Source organism: Citrobacter sp. Cpo069 (genome assembly GCF_030332785.1).
GTDB lineage: Bacteria > Pseudomonadota > Gammaproteobacteria > Enterobacterales > Enterobacteriaceae > Citrobacter > Citrobacter portucalensis.
The window spans coordinates 62,444-80,289 of the sequence record NZ_JAOWHD010000037.1 but is presented as its reverse complement, the minus strand read 5'-3'; the positions used below and the strand labels follow the sequence as shown (position 1 = coordinate 80,289).

Genomic DNA, 17,846 nt, shown 5'->3' with positions numbered 1-17,846 from the left:
CCTTATTTATTGCACGAAGCGATCGGTCACGTACTGGCTGTAATCTGTCGCGACAGCGGGGACTTTGCCCTGCTCTTTAAGGAACTGCGCGGTGTCGATAATCGCTTTGTTCACCGGGCCGGTTAGCTCAGCGGTTTGCTGTTGCGGTGTCAGGTAAGTGTTACCTTTCACCAGCCCCGGTACATCCGCCTCCGGTACGCCGCTCAAACGCGACAGTTTGCTGATATTCTCCGGCTGCTTCAGCCATTCATCAGGATTAGCGATATAAGGCTGCTGGGCATCGATAGCGCTTTTGGCAAAGGCTTTCACCACCTCAGGATGCTTCTCGGCAAAATCTTTGCGCACCACCCACACGTCCAGCGTCGGTGCCCCCCACTCGCCAACCTGCGAGGAGTCGGTTAACACCTTACCGTCTTTTTCCAACGCGTTGACCGCAGGTGCCCAGACATACGCACCATCAATATCTCCGCGCTGCCATGCGGCAATGATCGCTGGTGGTTGCAGGTTCACAATCTCCACCTGGCCGGGTTTAATCCCCCAATGTTTCAACGCCGCCAGCAGGCTGTAATGGGTGGTGGAAATAAACGGCACGGCAATGCGTTTGCCAATCAAATCTTCCGGTTTACTGATGTTTTTCTTCACCACCAGCGCCTCAGAATTGCCGAGCTTTGATGCCAGCAGGAAAACCTCAATAGGCACCTGCTGACTGGCAGCGACCGCCAGCGGGCTGGAGCCAAGATTACCGATCTGCACATCACCGGATGCCAGCGCACGAACGATGCTCGCCCCGCTGTCGAATTTGCGCCAGTCAACGGTCGCCCCGCTCTCTTTGGCAAACGTGTTGTCCGCCTGCGCCACTTTGGCAGGTTCGGCGGAGGTCTGATAAGCAACGGTGACGTTCACCGCCTGCGCCTGAAATGCGATGAATGCCAGTGCGGCAAGAAGTGCGTTACGCGATGAAATAGCCATGATTGTCTGCTCCCCTGTCTTGTTATGGAGGCAGTATTTCGTTGCGGCACATTTTGATAAAGGAATTAAAAATTCTGGCTAAGAACAAAGCGTTTTTAGAAAAAAAGCGGCAATAGTTAGCTATTTCGCTCATTACAGAACGTAGGCCGAATAAGGCGCTTGCGCCGCCATCCGCAATCAATGCCTGATGCGCTGCGCTTATCAGGCCTACACTCGCTGTAAATTATTGCGATTTTGTTACATTCGTTACATATCCGCGCCACGATGATTGCCAGCGCGGCGCTGGCAGGCATCATAGAGGCCATTGTCAGCAAGAGAGCAATATCATGATTCATGTTGTGCTGGTGGATGACCATGTGGTGGTGCGTTCCGGCTTTGCGCAATTACTCAGTCTCGAAGACGATCTGAACGTTACCGGTCAGTACAGCAGCGCGGCGGAAGCCTGGCCTGCACTTCTGCATGATGATGTCAGCGTCGCGGTAATGGATATCGCCATGCCGGATGAAAATGGCCTGAGCCTGTTAAAACGACTGCGGGCGCAGAAGCCCGGTTTTCGCGCCATTATTCTCAGCATTTATGACTCGCCCACGTTTGTGCAAAGCGCGCTGGACGCTGGCGCCAGTGGTTACCTGACCAAACGCTGCGGCCCGGAAGAACTGGTGCAGGCGGTACGCTCGGTGGGCTTGGGCGGACATTACCTGTGTGCCGATGCGCTGCGTGCGCTACGCGGCGGCGAGCAGCCCGCGCGGGTTCTGGAAGTTCTGACCCCGCGCGAGCGTGAAGTGTTTGATCTGTTGGTCAAAGGCGACAGCGTAAAAGAGATCGCCTTCAAGCTCGACCTCAGCCACAAGACGGTGCACGTTCATCGAGCGAACGTGCTGGGCAAACTGCAATGCCACAGCACCATCGATCTGGTGCATTTTGCCCTCGACCACCAGCTATTGACGGGGCATTAATGTCGCGTAACCTTCGGCATTGGGTTATTTCTCTGTTTATTCTGCTGGCCTGGGGATCGGGCTGGCTGATGCTGTGGACGCTGGGGTTTTACCTGACCCACAACGGCCAGCAGGCGGCGCTATTTCTGCCACACGGCGTCTATCTCGCGCTGTTAATTCTGCTTTCTCGCCGTTACTGGCCCGCGCTGATACTACCGCCGGTGTTGATGTTGTTCTGGCTGCACAGCGAGCAATTACTGAATGGCTATATCCTGCTGGCTGCGCCGTTAATTAGCCTGATTCCGGCGAGCATCGGCCAGTCATACTGGCACCGCTTTCCCCTTTACTGGCAACGCTTAACGCTGCTGCTGGCCGCCGTAACGCTCACCTCATTGCTCAATACTGCCCTGCTTTCACCGTTTATCCAGAGCCCGGCAACGCTGATTGGCCTGGCGTCGTTTACCGGGGGCGTGTTGCTGACGCCGTTTGTCTATCTGATCTATGAATTTCTGCGCCAACAGCACCGCTATCATCTGCTCGGGCTGGATACCACCAATCCCCCGCTGCGCACTTCGCTTATCATCTGGTGTAGCCTGTTTTTTATTATTGGCATCGGCACCCAAATGGTGCTGTCGCCGGAGATCGAGCGCCTGTTGCTGATCGTGGTGTTCTTACCAAACGTGGTGATGGCGTGGAAATTTGGCTGGCAGGGCGGCGTGTTGTCAGGATTGCTCGGCAGTATGATGATCACCATCGCCCGGCAAATCGGCGTCGGGTTCAGTAACTTACTGGAGCTGGAGATTTTCCTCGCCACCCAGGCGCTACTCGGCATAGGCCTGGGGATCGCCATCAGCCGCCAGCAGCATCTGGCGCAAAACCTGCACCATTATCGCCAGCGTCTGGAAACCGAACTGGCGGCGCGTCGCGCGCTGACCGAACAGCTGATCCGCACCGAAGAAAACACGCGCAAAAGCCTGGCGCGGGAACTGCACGATGAAATTGGTCAGAACATCACCGCCATTCAAATTCAGTCGCAACTGGTCAAACGTGCACCGGGTCGTGAGCAAACGCTTGAGGCTGCGAATCAAATCAACGACCTGGCCCGGCGTATTCACCACTCCACCCGTCAGTTGCTGCGCCAGCTGCGCCCCCCCGCGCTCGATGAACTGTCTTTTAAAGATGCACTACATCATCTGGTGAATGAATTTGCTTTTGCTGAACGGGGTATTCGCTGCCGCTTTGATTATCAGCTAGAGAATACGCCAGAAAACGAAACGGTGCGCTTCACGCTGTATCGCCTGTTGCAGGAGTTACTCAATAACGTCTGTAAACATGCCGATGCCAGCGATGTGTCGATTACGCTGCGCCAGCGGGAACATTGCTTGTTTCTGGACGTCGCTGACAACGGCGTTGGTATTCTGCCAGAAAAAATTCCCGGTTTCGGTATCCAGGGGATGCGTGAGCGGGTGAGCGCCCTTGGCGGTGAACTGACGCTTGAATCAAACCACGGCACGCGGGTAATTGTTAACCTGCCCACAAATTTGCAACAAACCAGCCGCTAACCAGGAAAAAGTCTTAGTCACTGCGGACTTTCTCTCATCCCCTTTTGCTTTCACTTTCCTATAGTCAGCACAAACGGAGACTGCCATGCACGCACGCTCAGCCAGCGAAACAGACCAACAATACCGGGCGCTACGCCCCCGGCTGCTGATGTGTATGGTAATTGGTTACGCCGCGTTTTATCTGACGCGCAAAAGCGTTAACTACGTCCTCCCGGCGCTGCAAACGGATCTGGGTCTGGATAAAGGCGATATCGGCCTGCTTGGGTCACTGTTTTATCTGACCTATGGTCTGTCGAAATTCACCGCCGGGCTGTGGCACGACAGCCACGGACAGCGCGCGTTTATGGGTATTGGTCTGTTTGCCACCGGCGTTTTAAACGTGCTGTTCGCCTTTGGTGAATCGCTGACGCTGCTGCTGGTGGTCTGGACGCTGAACGGATTTTTTCAGGGCTGGGGCTGGCCGCCCTGTGCCCGACTGCTGACCCACTGGTACTCGCGCAACGAACGTGGCTTCTGGTGGGGCTGCTGGAATATGTCGATCAACATCGGTGGCGCCATTATCCCGCTGATTAGCGCTTTTGCCGCCCACTGGTGGGGCTGGCAGGCGGCCATGCTGGCACCGGGGATAATCAGTATGGCACTGGGAATCTGGCTCACCCTGCAATTGAAAGGCACGCCCCAGGAAGAAGGACTACCCACGGTTGGGGAATGGCGGCATGACCCGCTGGAGCTGCGTCAGGAACAGCAAAGCCCGCCGATGGGGCTGTGGCAAATGTTGCGCACCACCATGCTGAAAAACCCGATGATCTGGCTGCTCGGCGTGTCGTATGTATTGGTCTACTTGATCCGCATTGCGCTCAACGACTGGGGCAACATCTGGCTGACGGAAAGCCACGGCGTGAATCTGCTCAGCGCCAATGCCACGGTGATGCTGTTTGAAGTTGGCGGCTTGCTGGGGGCGCTGTTTGCCGGATGGGGATCGGATCTGCTGTTCAGCGGTCAGCGTGCGCCGATGATTTTGCTGTTCACGCTGGGGCTGATGGTTTCCGTCGCCGCACTGTGGCTGGCACCAGTGCACCACTACGCGCTACTGGCAGTGTGTTTCTTTACCGTGGGCTTTTTTGTGTTTGGCCCACAAATGCTAATTGGCCTCGCAGCCGTTGAATGCGGACACAAAGCGGCGGCAGGTTCAATTACCGGTTTTCTCGGGCTGTTCGCCTATCTGGGGGCCGCGCTGGCGGGTTGGCCGCTGTCGTTGGTCATAGAACATTACGGCTGGTCGGGAATGTTCAGTTTGCTCTCGGTTGCCGCTGTCTTTATGGGTTTATTGCTGATGCCGTTGCTCATTGCGGGCATTACCCCTTCTCTCAGTCAAAGGATAAAACAATGAAACTGACGCTTACCTCTACCCTGATCGCTTCCGCTCTGACGCTGGCAGCCTTCAGCAACGCAGCCCAGGCGCAGGGCCGTCTGGTGGTGTATTGCAGCGCCACCAACGAGATGTGCGAAACCGAAACCAAAGCCTTCGGTGAAAAATATGATGTGAAAACCTCATTCATTCGCAACGGCTCTGGCAGTACGCTGGCGAAAGTGGATGCAGAGAAGAAAAACCCGCAGGCGGATGTGTGGTACGGCGGTACGCTGGATCCGCAATCCCAGGCCGGTGAAATGGGTCTGCTGCAGCCGTATAAATCACCAAACCTCGAACAGATCATGGAGAAATTCCGCGATCCCGCGAAGGTCAAAGGTAATCTCTCTTCGGCGGTTTACGTCGGTATTCTGGGCTTTGGCGTTAATACCCAGCGCCTGAAAGAGAAAAACCTGCCGGTGCCAAAATGCTGGAAGGATCTGACCAAACCGGAATACAAGGGCGAAATCCAGATTGCTGACCCGCAAAGCTCCGGTACCGCCTACACCGCGCTGGCGACCTTTGCTCAACTGTGGGGTGAAGATCAGGCCTTTGATTACCTGAAACAGCTAAACGCCAACGTCTCTCAATACACCAAATCCGGCATTGCCCCGGCGCGTAACGCCGCCCGCGGCGAAACGGCTATCGGCATTGGCTTCCTGCACGACTATTCGCTGGAAAAAGAACAGGGCGCACCGCTGGAGCTGATTTCTCCATGCGAAGGCACCGGTTATGAAATCGGCGGCGTCAGCATCCTGAAAGGTGCGCGCAACATCGACAACGCCAAACTGTTCGTTGACTGGGTGCTGTCGAAAGACGCGCAAGAGCTGGCGTGGAAGAAAGGCAAATCCTATCAGATCCTGACCAACACCACCGCCGAGACCTCCTCTAACTCGCTGAAGCTCGACGACCTGAAGCTTATCAATTACGACATGGATAAGTACGGCTCGACTGACGTACGTAAGGCGTTGATCAATAAGTGGGTTAGCGAAGTTAAGATGGGTAAATAAGCCCACGTTGCGTTCATTTGCCGGGTACGGCGTAAACGCCTTACCCGGCCTACATTACCGGAAACGCTATGTCACACACACTTGCACTCCATCCCGTGAAAAAACGGGATGCGATATTTCTTTGGGTTTTGCTCGGCTGGCTGGCGTTTGCCCTGCTGCCTAGCTGGAGCCTGGACTACGGTCTGCTGGAGTCAACGCGGGAAGAAATACTCGCCGCCTACGGCTGGTCGCAGTTCAATATCAGTTGGCTGTGGTATCTGCTGCCAAGCCTGCTGCTGGTGCGCCCATTCCATGAAGCCAGGCGCGAACAGCGCAGCCGCCATTATCTTGACGCGGGTTGGGCATTTTTCTGTATGGCCTTTATTGTCGCCAGCGCCACCCTTGAGGGGCGCGGCTTAGGCTATGCCACCATCGTGCTGTTTGTGGCGCTTGGCGCAATCATGACCCTGGCGCTCACCCGCCTCGAATGGCTGGGCGGTGACCGTTTCGTCATCGGCTCGCTTACCGCGATTGTCGCGCTGATCGGTATTTTTATCGTCTGGCCGAGTATCGCCATTTTCATTCCGATGTTCACCAACGACGCCGGGGAATTTGCCCCGTTGGCGTTTATGAATGTGCTGTCGCAGGCACATATTATTCAGGTGATCCTCAACTCAATTATGCTGTCGATTGCCGTCGGCGTCGGCTGTACCTTCTTTGGTCTGGTACTGGCTATCTACACCACCCGTATCGCCAGACGTAGCGCCATAATCGGACGTATCTTCTCGATTTTGCCGATCGTCACTCCGCCGTTTGTCGTCGGTTTAGGCGTCACGCTGATGATGGGACGCTCCGGTTACATCACCGAGTTTATGGTCGAATGGTTTGGTTTAACCAACACCAACTGGCTGTATGGCTTTACCGGCATCTGGCTGGCGCAGGTTCTGGCCTTTACGCCGATGGCGTTTATGATCCTCGACGGAGCAATCAAAACCATTCATCCGTCGCTGGAAGAAGCGTCATACACCCTGCGTGCCAGCCGCTGGCAGACCTTTAACGGCGTGTTTGTCCCGCTGCTGAAACCCGCACTGGCTAACGCCTTTTTGATTGTGGTCGTGCAGTCGCTGGCTGACTTTAGTAACCCGCTGGTGCTCGGCGGTAACTTCGACGTGCTGGCAACGCAAATCTACTTCTACATCACCGGTTCGCAGCTTGACTACCAGGCCGCCAGTACGCTGGGTGCCTTCCTGCTGCTGTTTTCGCTGCTGGTGTTCTGCGTGCAGTATATGTGGATTGGTAAACGCTCATACGTCACCGTTTCCGGCAAATCCTACCGGGGCGACGTACAGCCGTTGCCGGTAACGCTGGTATGGAGTGTGGTCGCGCTGCTGGCAGTGTGGATTGCCTTTAACGCCCTGCTCTACGGCAGCATTTTCTACGGCAGTTTCACCGTCAACTGGGGCGTGGACTACACCCTGACGCTGGCGAACTTTACCAAACTGTTCGGTCAGGGGATGAGCGACGGCGCGTGGCCTTCACTGCTCGACACCCTGCTCTACGCCGGGATTGCCGCGCCGATCACCGCGATCTTCGGCCTGCTGATCGCATGGATCGTGGTGCGCCAGCAGTTTAAAGGCAAGAAGACCATCGAGTTCACCACCATGCTGTGCTTTGCCGTTCCGGGTACCGTCGCGGGCGTATCGTACATTCTGGCCTTTAACAGCGCCCCGGTGTACCTCACTGGTACGGCGGCGATTGTCATTATCTCGATGGTAATGCGTAACGTCCCGGTCGGCATTCGCGCGGGCATCGCGGGCTTGGGCCAAATCGATAAATCGCTCGATGAAGCCTCACTCAGCCTGCGCGCCGGTTCCCTGCGTACCATTACGCACATCCTGCTGCCGCTGCTGCGCCCGGCGATCCTCTCGGCGCTGATTTACAGCTTTGTGCGCGCCATTACCACCGTCAGCGCCATTGTGTTCCTCGTCACGCCGGATACCCGCGTAGCGACGGCTTACATCCTCAACCGCGTGGAAGATGGCGAATACGGTGTAGCGATTGCCTACGGTTCCATTCTGATCGTGGTGATGCTGGCGATTATTTTCATCTTTGACTGGCTGATCGGTGAATCACGTACCTCCCGTTCAAAAGACAAAAACCAGGCGTAATGGAGCGCACTATGACTCAGAAAAATTTCGTTGAACTGCGCAACGTCACTAAACGATTTGGCAGTAATACGGTAATCGACAATATCAACCTCACCATCCCGCAGGGGCAAATGGTGACGCTGCTCGGCCCGTCCGGCTGCGGCAAAACCACTATTTTGCGCCTGGTTGCCGGGCTGGAAAAACCGAGCGAAGGGCAAATTTTCATTGATGGCGAAGACGTCACCCATCGCTCTATTCAGCAGCGCGATATCTGTATGGTGTTTCAGTCCTATGCCCTGTTCCCGCATATGTCGCTGGGAGAGAATGTCGGTTATGGCCTGAAAATGCTCGGCGTACCGCGCGCAGAGCTGAAAGCCCGCGTCAAAGAGGCGTTGGCGATGGTGGATCTGGAAGGATTCGAAGACCGCTTTGTCGATCAGATCTCCGGCGGGCAGCAGCAGCGCGTGGCGCTGGCCCGCGCGCTGATCCTCAAGCCGAAAGTGCTGCTGTTTGATGAGCCGTTGAGTAACCTCGACGCCAACCTGCGTCGCAGCATGCGCGACAAGATCCGCGAGCTGCAAAAGCAGTTTGATATCACCTCGCTGTACGTCACCCACGATCAGAGCGAAGCCTTTGCGGTTTCTGATACCGTGCTGGTGATGAACAAGGGACACATCATGCAGATCGGCTCACCGCAGGATCTTTACCGCCAGCCCGCCTCCCGCTTTATGGCGAGCTTTATGGGCGATGCCAACCTGTTCCCGGCAACCTTCAGCGACGGATACGTTGATATCTACGGCTATCATCTGCCGCGCCCGCTGCACTTTGGTACACAGGGTGAAGGGATGGTCGGTGTGCGCCCGGAAGCGATCACGCTCAGCGATCGCGGCGAAGAGAGCCAGCGCTGCGTGATCCGCCATGTCGCCTATATGGGGCCGCAGTATGAAGTGACGGTGGAATGGCACGGGCAGGAGATTTTATTGCAGGTCAACGCTACGCGTCTGCAACCGGACGTCGGCGAGCAGTATTATCTCGAAATCCATCCGTACGGCATGTTTGTTCTGGCGGATGCGGCATAACGTTTTGTGGCTTTGTAGGCCGGATAAGGCGCTTGTGCCGCCATCCGGCAATGCCTGATGCGCTGCGCTTATCAGGCCTACAATGAACGATGTAGGCCGGATAAGGCGCTTGCGCCGCCATCCGGCAATGCCTGATGCGCTGCGCTTATCAAGCCTACAATGAACGATGTAGGCCGGATAAGGCGCTTGCGCCGCCATCCGGCAATGCCTGATGCGCTGCGCTTATCAGGCCTACAATGAACGATGTAGACCCGATAAAACCCTCAGCTTCGCGCTTTTAGCGCGGCAATATCCGCAGGCGTGGTGCGACAGCACCCGCCAATTAACCGTGCGCCAGCGGCCTGCCACTGCGGCAGATAATCCGCCAGCTGCGCGCAATGATCACCGTGATGATGCCAGGTTTTGCTCACCGCATCGTACTGCTCGCCCGAGTTCGGATACACCACCAGCGGCAGCACCGTTAAACCGTGTAAATGCTGCAACGCAGCGGTGGTGTTTTCCAGCGCAATGCAGTTAATGCCTAGCGCCACCACCTGCGGATAACCCGCTAGCAACGCAACCACGTCACGCAGCGGCGTACCGTCGCTCAGGTGCTCGCTGTCGCGCAGGGTAAATGAGAACCACGCCCGCGCACGCGGATATGCGGTCAACAGCTCAGCCAACGCCTCAATCTCGGCGAAATTCGGCAGGGTTTCGCAGGCCAGCAGATCGGCCCCGGCATCCAACAAGGCTTCCACGCGCGGGCGATGAAACGCCTGAAATGCCTCAACGCTACAATGATAATCGCCACGGTATTCAGAGCCATCCGCCAGATACGCGCCGTAAGGCCCGACGGATCCCGCCACCAGTAGTGCTCCCGCCTGCGGGTTCTCTGCCAGATACGCTTCACGGGCTTTACGCGCCAGCTCCACGCTTTTGCCAATCAGCGCTTTCGACTGCGCTTCATCCAGACCTCGCGCGGCGAAGCCCGCCGGCGTCGCCTGATAGCTGGCAGTGATCGCGCATTGCGCCCCCGCCCGGTAGTAATCAAGATGCACTTCACGGATAAGCTCCGGGTTTTCTACCAGCACTTTGGCTGACCACAGGCTGTCGGCTAAGTTACACCCTCGCGCTTCCAGCTCCGTCGCCATCGCGCCATCCAGCAGCAGGATATCCTGTTTATCAAGGAGAGCGCGTAACGGATTATTCTGCGACATGTTCTGGCTCCTGTTTTGCGTTTCGGGGTTGAGTAAGGAAATAAGCACCATAGCACAACGCAACAAACGGTAACCCGCACCACAACGCAATTCTCTGCGCTGGATCGAATGCCAGCCCCACACAGGCCACCAGGCACAGCACAAAACCTAATACCGGCACCAGCGGATACCACGGCGCGCGATAATGTAATTCACTCAATGCCTTACCTTGTTGCAGATGACGGCGACGAAAAACAAAATGCGAGGCGCAGATACTCAGCCACACCGCCACCACCGCAAACCCGGAGATTGCCGACAGCGCAACAAATACCGTGTCCGGGGCCACCACGCTGGAAAACAGCGCCAGCACACCACCGAGCATACTGACCGACAGCGCCGTCAGTGGAACGCCGTTTTTCGTTACTCGCGCAAAACAGGCCGGTAGCGTACGTTCATTCGACAGCGACCACAGCATGCGCCCGGAGGCATATAACCCGGAGTTCGCTGCAGAAAGAATAGCCGTCAGGATCACGAAGTTAAAAATATCAGCGGCGTACGGGATCCCTACTTTCTCAAACACCAGCACAAACGGGCTTTTCTCCACGCCCGCCTGCTGCATCGGGATCAGCGCCGCCAATACAAACACGGTGCCGATAAAGAAAATAATCAGTCGCGCGATGGTAGTACGAATCGCTACCGGGATAACTTTGCGCGGGTTTTCCGTTTCACCGGCGGCAATGCCGATAAGCTCGGTACCCGAAAAAGCAAAGTTCACTGCAACCATAGTCATCAGAATCGGTAAGCCACCGTGCGGGAACCAGCCTTCCGCCGTGATATTACTCAGCCCCGGCGCGGGCGAGCCATCCTGCATCGGAATAAAGCCGAAAATCGCCGCCCCACCGAGGATGATAAAGGCGATGATAGTGACCACCTTGACCAGGGAGAACCAGAACTCCCCTTCGGCAAAAAAGCGCGTGGAGATAACATTCAGACCAAAAATAATCGCGCAGAACACCACGCACCAGACCCATACCGGCACCTGTGGAAACCAGTACTGCATACAGAATCCGGCGGCGGTAAAGCTCGAACCCAGCGCCACAGTCCAGGTCAGCCAGTAGAGCCAGGCCACGGTATACCCGGTAGCCGGACCAAGATAGCGCGCGGCATAAACGTGAAACGCCCCGGTCTCCGGCATCGCGACCGACAGCTCGCCCAGACACTGCATAACCAGCCAGACCACCAGCGCGCCAATCAGATAGGCCAGCAGCGTTCCCGCCGCTCCAGTGGTGGAGATGATGTACCCGGTATTGAAGAATAATCCTGTGCCAATCACGCCGCCCAAGGAAAGCATAATCAGGTGACGCGTTTTCATTGTGCGCTTCAGTGGCGCATTTTGTTGTGTTGTTTGCATATAACCTTCTAAACGTATGGACATCTAAACATCCAAAGAAGGTTTGTTATACCGCGTTTGTTAACAGAATGCAAAGTCAACCCTGCACCAGACGCAGATGACCGCGTCGGGCGCTTAATAACGGGTGGGGATTAATAATCAGATACAAAAAGGGCCGCCAGCTCATAACGCCTCCGTTGCCATGTTTTATCTAAACTTTGGCAACACAGTTGACTGACGGCGTTCACCCGGAAGTAGGAACCAAATCTCCCCACTCACACAACCGGATGAATGCTTAAGCACCGCTGGCCGGGATCGGCATCTGCGATTTGCGGCTCATCAGAATAAATACCGCCAGGCCTGCCAGCAAAATGCCCGGCGCAGAAGCCGCCATCACCCCTACCGTTCCGGTACCGAGCGCTAACATTTTCCCTGCCAGCAGCGGGCCGCTCATCGCTCCCAGACGCCCGACTGCGACGGCGGTGCCCACACCTGTGGCGCGGATCTGCGTGCTGTAAAACAGCGGCGCCAGCGCATACAACACGCTTTGCCCGCCGGTGGCGAACATCCCCGCCACAAATCCCGCCATTAGCATGCCGCTCAATGACGACACCGTACCCAGCGCCAGCAGTGAAGCCAACATCCCGGTGTAGATCAGCAGCGACATCACCACCGGGCGCAGTTTATCCATTAACGCCCCGAGAATTAACGTGCCGCTGGCCGCGCCAATTTGCAGAGCAAACATTACGCCTGCCGCCTGCGATGGCCGAAAGCCCTGCTCCACCAGCAGCATCGGCAGCCAGTTGATCAGCATATACACCACCAGCAGGGTGAAGAAATAGCACAACCACAGCAGCAGCGTGGCACTCGCCGTCGCTGGCGCAAACAGGGCACGCAGCGGTGCGGCGGCCACCTGCGTTTGTTGGGTATAAACCTGAGATTCCGGCAGCCAGCGCATCAACAGCGGCACCAGCAGCAGCGGGATCACCCCGCCTACCCAGAACACCGTTTGCCAGGCGGAGGCCAGGCCGCTAAACCCGAGCGCTGCCGCCAGCGCCGCGCCAATCGGCACACCGCAGTACATCAGGCTCACCGCCGTACCGCGAAAACGCGGGCCCGCCGCCTCGGAGGTCAGCGCGATCAGATTCGGCAACGCCGCGCCCAGCCCGACACCGGTCATCAGACGGGCAAAAACCAGTGATGAGAAATCCCAGGAAATCGCCGTCGCCAGCGAGAACAGGCCGAACAGCGCCACAGAGGCAATGAGAATGCGCTTGCGCCCATAGCGGTCAGCCAGCATGCCGCCCACCAGCGCGCCGGGCAGCAGTCCGAGAATGCCCGCACTGAAGATCCAACCCATCTGCATTTTATCCAGCGCAAACGCGTGGGCGATACCGACGGCAGCGATACCGGCGGCCTGTAAATCCAGCCCTTCCATCAGGGCAACTAAAAAGCAAAGCCCAACGGTCAACGTCAGGCGGTAAGATGCGGGGGTACGGGTCGTCATAAGATGTCCCTCTGAGGTCACGATGCAGGTGAATCGCGGCTGATACGTTGCCAGCCGCGTAATCATTTTTATTTGCGGTTGCGCAGGTCCAGCGCTACGTCGACGATCATATCTTCCTGGCCGCCCACCATCCGACGTTTGCCCAGTTCCACCAGAATATCTACTGCGCTCAGGTCATAACGTGCTGCCGCCACTTCGCAATGACGCAGGAAGCTGGAGTACACCCCGGCATAGCCCAGCGCCAGCGTTTCACGATCCACCCGCACCGGGCGGTCTTGTAGTGGACGCACTAAATCGTCGGCGGCGTCCATCAGTGCATAGAGATCGGTTCCGTGCTGCCAACCAAGCTTATCCGCAGCGGCGATAAATACCTCCAATGGTGCGTTGCCCGCGCCTGCGCCCATCCCTGCCAGGCTGGCGTCGACACGGTCACACCCCTCTTCTACTGCGGCAATGGAGTTCGCCACCCCAAGACTCAGGTTGTGATGCGCATGCATTCCGGTTTCTGTTTCCGGCTTCAGCACCGCTTTCAGTGCGCGGAAGCGGGCGCGAATATCGCTCATGTTCATTGCGCCGCCGGAATCGACCACATAAATACAGGTCGCGCCGTAGTTTTCCATCAGCTTCGCCTGCTGTGCCAGGTTCTCCGGTGTGGTCATATGGCTCATCATCAGAAAGCCGACGGTATCCATGCCAAGCTCACGCGCATACTGAATATGCTGGGCCGACACATCCGCTTCAGTGCAGTGGGTCGCCACGCGCACTACCCGTGCGCCGGCCTGATATGCATTTTTCAGGTCATGAATAGTGCCGATACCCGGCAGCAACAGCGTGGCAATTTTGGCATGCTTCACCACGTCCGCCGCCGCTTCAATCCACTCCAGGTCGCTGTGCGCACCAAAGCCGTAGTTAAAGCTGGAACCTTGTAAACCGTCGCCGTGGGACACTTCAATAGAATCAACCCGTGCGTCGTCCAGCGCTTTGGCTATCTGGCGCACATTCTCCAGCGAATATTGATGACGAATAGCGTGCATACCGTCGCGCAGGGTCACGTCAGAGATATAGAGTTTTTTACCGTTCATGCTGCTTCTCCTGCCTGACGAGCGAGGGACTGCGCCATCTTCTCAGCGGTCGCCAGCGCGCTGGAGGTCATAATGTCGAGGTTGCCCGCGTAGGCTGGTAAATAGTGCGCCGCGCCTTCCACTTCCAGATACACCGCAGTTTTTAGCCCAGAGAACTGGCCGATACCCGGCAGATTCACCGGTTTATCTTCCGGGATGACTTCAAACTGGACACGCTGTTTCAGGCGATAGCCCGGCACGTAGGCCTGCACCGCCGCCGCCATCTCATTAATCGAAGCTTCAACTTCAACCTCAGAGGCCGCTTCGCTCAGCACATACACCGTGTCACGCATCATCAGCGGCGGTTCGGCCGGGTTAAGGACAATAATGGCTTTGCCTTTTGCCGCGCCGCCGACCACTTCAATCGCCTTCGAGGTAGTTTCGGTAAACTCGTCGATATTGGCACGGGTACCTGGCCCCGCCGATTTACTGGCGATCGAGGCGATAATCTCGGCGTAATGGACTTTTGCCACGCGAGAAACTGCCGCCACCATTGGGATGGTCGCCTGTCCGCCGCAGGTCACCATATTGACGTTCTGCTGATCAACGTTGGCTGCCAGATTCACCACCGGCACGCAGTAAGGACCGATTGCCGCGGGCGTCAGGTCGATCAGGCGGATGCCTGGTTTAACGGCACGTAGCGCGGCGTCGTTCTTCACATGCGCGCCTGCGCTGGTGGCGTCAAACACAATGTCGATATCAGCGAATTCCGGCATGTCGATAAGCCCTTTCACCCCTTCATGGGTGGTGGCAACGCCCATGCGTCGGGCACGCGCCAGGCCATCAGATTCTGGATCGATACCGACCATCACCGCCATTTCCAGATGCACGCCGTGACGCAAAATTTTTATCATCAAATCGGTACCGATGTTGCCGGAGCCGATAATAGCGACTTTACGCTTACTCATGACTGACTTCCTTTTGTAACCGCCGCTGAAAAGGTGGCGGCGACTGAACCAATACCGTCGATATAGGCTTCGAAACGATCGCCCGCATTCACCGCCACCATCGGGCCTAACGCTCCGGTGAGAATAATGTCTCCCGCACGCAGCGGCTCGCCGAGGCTGGCCATTTTGCGCGCTAGCCAGACGGCGGCGTTGATCGGATGTCCCAGGCATTCGCTGCCGCGCCCGCTGGAGACCTCTTCGTTGTTGCGCGTCATTTTCATCGCGCAGTTTTTCAGATCTAATCCTGCCGGACGCTGTGCCGGACCGCCGACCACATACACGCCACAGGAGGCGTTATCCGCCACGGTATCAACAAATTTGATCGACCAGTCGCGGATACGGCTGCCGACCACTTCCAGCGCGGGAAGTACCCACTCTATGGCGTTGTAAAGCTCGTCAAAAGTGGTGTCGGTATTGGGCAGATCGCGGTTCAGCACCAGCGCAATTTCGGCTTCAATACGCGGTTGCAGCACACGGGAAAACGGGATGGTTTCGTTATCGCCATAACACATATCAGCAAACAGCGTACCGAAGTCCGGTTGATCGACACCCAGCTGTTGCTGCACTTTCGGGTGCGTCAGCCCCACTTTGCGCCCGACCACGCGACGCCCGCGCGCCACGTCGTACTGCACGTTGATGCGCTGAATGGCGTAGGCCGCTTCGGCGTTATCCACACCAATCAATTCACGCAGTGGGGCGATGGCTTCCCCTTTTTCTTCAGCCTGACGTAAATCGGCGGCTAGCTGCTCAAGATTACGATTCGTCATGTCCGTTCCTTAAGGGCGTGCGAGGAAGTTCAGCACCAGTTGGTTAAAGGCATCCGCATGTTCCCACTGCGCCCAGTGCCCGCAGTCGCGGTAGATATGCAGCTCAGAACCGGCAATTCCGGAGAGCAGGCGCAGACCGGCATCCATCGGTACAAAGCGGTCATTGCGTCCCCAGACAATCAGAGTCTGAGCTTTGATTTCACCCAGACGCGGGCTGAAATCCGGGAACTGTTTCGGGTTGGCCTCCAGGCTCTGGACAAAGTTTTCCAGGTGATCGCGACGCGACAGCATGTTATTCAGGCGCGCCTCAAACAACGCCTCGGTCAGGTCGCTGGTGTCGAAGACAAAGATCTCCATCATCAGCTTCAGATTCTCGATGGTCGGCTCGCGATACAGCTGATTCAGGCGCTTGATACCTTCGGTCGGCATCGGGGTAAACAGGCTCATGCCGCCCGTTCCGCCACCCATTAGCACCAGTTTGCCCACGCGCTCCGGCCAGCTCAGGGTAAACGCCACAGCACTGTGACCGCCCATCGAGTTACCCAGCAGGTGGACTGTTTGAATATCCAACTGATCGACCACGCTTTTCAGGATGCGGGCGTTGAGATCGGATCGCGAACCGCGGTTAACGATCCCATCGCTTTTGCCCCAGCCAGGACAATCCAACAGGATCACCCGGTATCCGGCCTGTACCAGCGGATCGATATTGCGGCTGAAGTTTGCCCAGCCCGTCGCGCCAGGACCGGATCCGTGCAGCAGCACGACGGTCTCTTCGCCCTGCCCACAGTCATTGAAATGCACGCGTAGGGTTTCGCCTGCTTCCTGCACCTCCAGAAAACGACTGGTAGCGGCTTCGGTTTGCGGTTGGTAAGTCATGATGTTCTCCTGCATATTCAGTTCTGTTTTAGTTCTGCGTAGTGGCGCTCAGGGAGCCGAATCCGGCGATCCACTCCGGGATCGGGCGGTAATAACGGCCTTCGCTGCGCCAGTTGCCAAAGGCAGAAATGGCGGCAAAGGCGGCAACCCAGGTTTTAACTTCGTGCGTTGATTTGCCCGCCATCGCGGACAGCTCTTCGTTACTGACCGCATCCAACTCCTGCAAACGCCCCTGCTCAAGCAGGGTCATAAAACGGTTATCCCAGACAGGGTTAAGCGGGTGTAGCGTGTTTTGATCGACCACAAACTTCTCGGCGGCGCTGATCACCCGCTGCTGGCGTAGCTCGCGCTCGTTTTCAGGTAACTGTTTGCCGCTGCCGAGCAGGCGGTCACGCATATGGGCATCGGCCTTCGCCAGCTCCGGTACCGGCGGCTGGTGCGATAGCCCGCCGGAGCCTAAAAACAGCACGCGCTTATTCAGCGAGCTGGCGAAACGGCCAATCGCTTCACCGAGCATGCGGGTACGCTGAAAGCCCGGCAGCGGCGTGGCGACGCCGTTAATAAACACTGGCAGCACCGGCACCTTATCCAGGCCGCCGAGCAAAAACTCCAGCGGCTGCGCGAAGCCATGATCGACCTGCATGTTGTAGGACACGGCGAGATCGATACCGCTTTTCATTACCGCGTGGGCGCAGGCTTCAGCCAGATCTGTCGGCACCGGTAATTCCCCCGCCGCGCTACCAAAATCGCCGATCGCCGTAGCTCCAACGCCTAAACAGAACGGCGGCATCACGTCGTAGAAAAATCCGTTGTAGTGATCGGGGGCAAACAGCACGACCAGTTCAGGTTCGAACGCCGCAATACGTGCCCGAGCGCTGGCGATCACGCCGTTAACCTCGTCGAGCACAGCCTGTGCCGGGTCGACATAGCCCACCAGCGGCGAGTGGGAAAGACAGTGAAGATAAGCGTGCATA

At 57.1% G+C, this 17,846-nt stretch carries 15 protein-coding genes; 6 read left to right on the top strand and 9 right to left on the bottom strand.

The features are described 5' to 3' along the window. Positions 1-6 precede the first annotated feature (6 nt). The gene (tauA, locus tag OGY08_RS02975; RefSeq protein WP_003830936.1) at positions 7-969 is read right to left on the bottom strand and encodes a taurine ABC transporter substrate-binding protein; all 963 of its coding nucleotides are present in this window, start codon (positions 967-969) and stop codon (positions 7-9) included. Between the two features lie 326 nt (positions 970-1,295). On the opposite strand from tauA, the gene OGY08_RS02970 reads away from it, so the two are divergent. From OGY08_RS02970 to fbpC, 6 genes are all read left to right on the top strand, one after another. Next, positions 1,296-1,925: a response regulator transcription factor gene (locus OGY08_RS02970; protein WP_125362833.1), complete on the top strand. Its 630-nt coding sequence runs from the start codon at positions 1,296-1,298 to the stop codon at positions 1,923-1,925. After that, positions 1,925-3,466 carry an MASE1 domain-containing sensor histidine kinase gene (locus tag OGY08_RS02965; protein ID WP_125362832.1) on the top strand — a complete coding sequence of 514 codons (1,542 nt, stop codon included), beginning with the start codon at positions 1,925-1,927 and terminating at the stop codon, positions 3,464-3,466. The genes OGY08_RS02970 and OGY08_RS02965 overlap by 1 nt, the downstream gene beginning before the upstream one ends. 85 nt (positions 3,467-3,551) lie before the next feature. Further along, entirely contained in the window at positions 3,552-4,856 is a 1,305-nt protein-coding gene (uhpC, locus tag OGY08_RS02960; protein ID WP_125362831.1) for an MFS transporter family glucose-6-phosphate receptor UhpC, read from the top strand. Further along, complete coding sequence (locus OGY08_RS02955) at positions 4,853-5,884, top strand: ABC transporter substrate-binding protein (protein ID WP_125362830.1); 1,032 nt, start codon at positions 4,853-4,855, stop codon at positions 5,882-5,884. The genes uhpC and OGY08_RS02955 overlap by 4 nt, the downstream gene beginning before the upstream one ends. Before the next feature lie 68 nt (positions 5,885-5,952). Beyond that, positions 5,953-8,031: an ABC transporter permease gene (locus tag OGY08_RS02950; protein WP_286565608.1), complete on the top strand. Its 2,079-nt coding sequence runs from the start codon at positions 5,953-5,955 to the stop codon at positions 8,029-8,031. Positions 8,032-8,042: 11 nt separating this feature from the next. Continuing rightward, positions 8,043-9,089, top strand: a complete 1,047-nt coding sequence (gene fbpC / locus OGY08_RS02945) for a ferric ABC transporter ATP-binding protein (RefSeq protein WP_000192349.1) — start codon at positions 8,043-8,045, stop codon at positions 9,087-9,089. A gap of 263 nt (positions 9,090-9,352) precedes the next feature. Here fbpC and mmuM read toward each other — a convergent pair whose 3' ends face one another. From mmuM to mhpB, 8 genes are all read right to left on the bottom strand, one after another. After that, complete coding sequence (gene mmuM, locus OGY08_RS02940; RefSeq protein WP_125362828.1) at positions 9,353-10,285, bottom strand: homocysteine S-methyltransferase; 933 nt, start codon at positions 10,283-10,285, stop codon at positions 9,353-9,355. Further along, on the bottom strand, positions 10,272-11,675 hold the full coding sequence (gene mmuP, locus OGY08_RS02935; protein ID WP_001373486.1) for an S-methylmethionine permease: 1,404 nt from the start codon (positions 11,673-11,675) through the stop codon (positions 10,272-10,274). Before mmuP ends, mmuM begins: the two co-directional genes overlap by 14 nt. 274 nt (positions 11,676-11,949) lie before the next feature. Further along, the gene (gene mhpT, locus OGY08_RS02930) at positions 11,950-13,161 is read right to left on the bottom strand and encodes a 3-(3-hydroxy-phenyl)propionate transporter MhpT (RefSeq protein WP_020996588.1); all 1,212 of its coding nucleotides are present in this window, start codon (positions 13,159-13,161) and stop codon (positions 11,950-11,952) included. 68 nt (positions 13,162-13,229) lie between these two features. Next, positions 13,230-14,243, bottom strand: a complete 1,014-nt coding sequence (gene mhpE, locus OGY08_RS02925) for a 4-hydroxy-2-oxovalerate aldolase (protein WP_125362827.1) — start codon at positions 14,241-14,243, stop codon at positions 13,230-13,232. Further along, entirely contained in the window at positions 14,240-15,190 is a 951-nt protein-coding gene (gene mhpF / locus OGY08_RS02920; RefSeq protein ID WP_008783879.1) for an acetaldehyde dehydrogenase, read from the bottom strand. Before mhpF ends, mhpE begins: the two co-directional genes overlap by 4 nt. After that, positions 15,187-15,996: a 2-keto-4-pentenoate hydratase gene (gene mhpD, locus OGY08_RS02915; RefSeq protein ID WP_008783878.1), complete on the bottom strand. Its 810-nt coding sequence runs from the start codon at positions 15,994-15,996 to the stop codon at positions 15,187-15,189. The genes mhpF and mhpD overlap by 4 nt, the downstream gene beginning before the upstream one ends. A 9-nt stretch (positions 15,997-16,005) precedes the next feature. Then, positions 16,006-16,872 carry a 2-hydroxy-6-oxonona-2,4-dienedioate hydrolase gene (gene mhpC, locus OGY08_RS02910; RefSeq protein ID WP_016149676.1) on the bottom strand — a complete coding sequence of 289 codons (867 nt, stop codon included), beginning with the start codon at positions 16,870-16,872 and terminating at the stop codon, positions 16,006-16,008. 28 nt (positions 16,873-16,900) lie between these two features. Then, positions 16,901-17,845, bottom strand: a complete 945-nt coding sequence (gene mhpB, locus OGY08_RS02905) for a 2,3-dihydroxyphenylpropionate/2,3-dihydroxicinnamic acid 1,2-dioxygenase (RefSeq protein WP_048236000.1) — start codon at positions 17,843-17,845, stop codon at positions 16,901-16,903. Position 17,846: the final 1 nt, after the last annotated feature.

Excerpts from the sequence above, each read along its gene's own strand:
- tauA (WP_003830936.1), bottom strand. The coding sequence starts at position 969 with ATGGCTATTTCATCGCGTAACGCACTTCTTGCCGCACTGGCATTCATC.
- OGY08_RS02970 (WP_125362833.1), top strand. The coding sequence starts at position 1,296 with ATGATTCATGTTGTGCTGGTGGATGACCATGTGGTGGTGCGTTCCGGC.
- OGY08_RS02965 (WP_125362832.1), top strand. The coding sequence starts at position 1,925 with ATGTCGCGTAACCTTCGGCATTGGGTTATTTCTCTGTTTATTCTGCTG.
- uhpC (WP_125362831.1), top strand. The coding sequence starts at position 3,552 with ATGCACGCACGCTCAGCCAGCGAAACAGACCAACAATACCGGGCGCTA.
- OGY08_RS02955 (WP_125362830.1), top strand. The coding sequence starts at position 4,853 with ATGAAACTGACGCTTACCTCTACCCTGATCGCTTCCGCTCTGACGCTG.
- OGY08_RS02950 (WP_286565608.1), top strand. The coding sequence starts at position 5,953 with ATGTCACACACACTTGCACTCCATCCCGTGAAAAAACGGGATGCGATA.
- fbpC (WP_000192349.1), top strand. The coding sequence starts at position 8,043 with ATGACTCAGAAAAATTTCGTTGAACTGCGCAACGTCACTAAACGATTT.
- mmuM (WP_125362828.1), bottom strand. The coding sequence starts at position 10,285 with ATGTCGCAGAATAATCCGTTACGCGCTCTCCTTGATAAACAGGATATC.
- mmuP (WP_001373486.1), bottom strand. The coding sequence starts at position 11,675 with ATGCAAACAACACAACAAAATGCGCCACTGAAGCGCACAATGAAAACG.
- mhpT (WP_020996588.1), bottom strand. The coding sequence starts at position 13,161 with ATGACGACCCGTACCCCCGCATCTTACCGCCTGACGTTGACCGTTGGG.
- mhpE (WP_125362827.1), bottom strand. The coding sequence starts at position 14,243 with ATGAACGGTAAAAAACTCTATATCTCTGACGTGACCCTGCGCGACGGT.
- mhpF (WP_008783879.1), bottom strand. The coding sequence starts at position 15,190 with ATGAGTAAGCGTAAAGTCGCTATTATCGGCTCCGGCAACATCGGTACC.
- mhpD (WP_008783878.1), bottom strand. The coding sequence starts at position 15,996 with ATGACGAATCGTAATCTTGAGCAGCTAGCCGCCGATTTACGTCAGGCT.
- mhpC (WP_016149676.1), bottom strand. The coding sequence starts at position 16,872 with ATGACTTACCAACCGCAAACCGAAGCCGCTACCAGTCGTTTTCTGGAG.
- mhpB (WP_048236000.1), bottom strand. The coding sequence starts at position 17,845 with ATGCACGCTTATCTTCACTGTCTTTCCCACTCGCCGCTGGTGGGCTAT.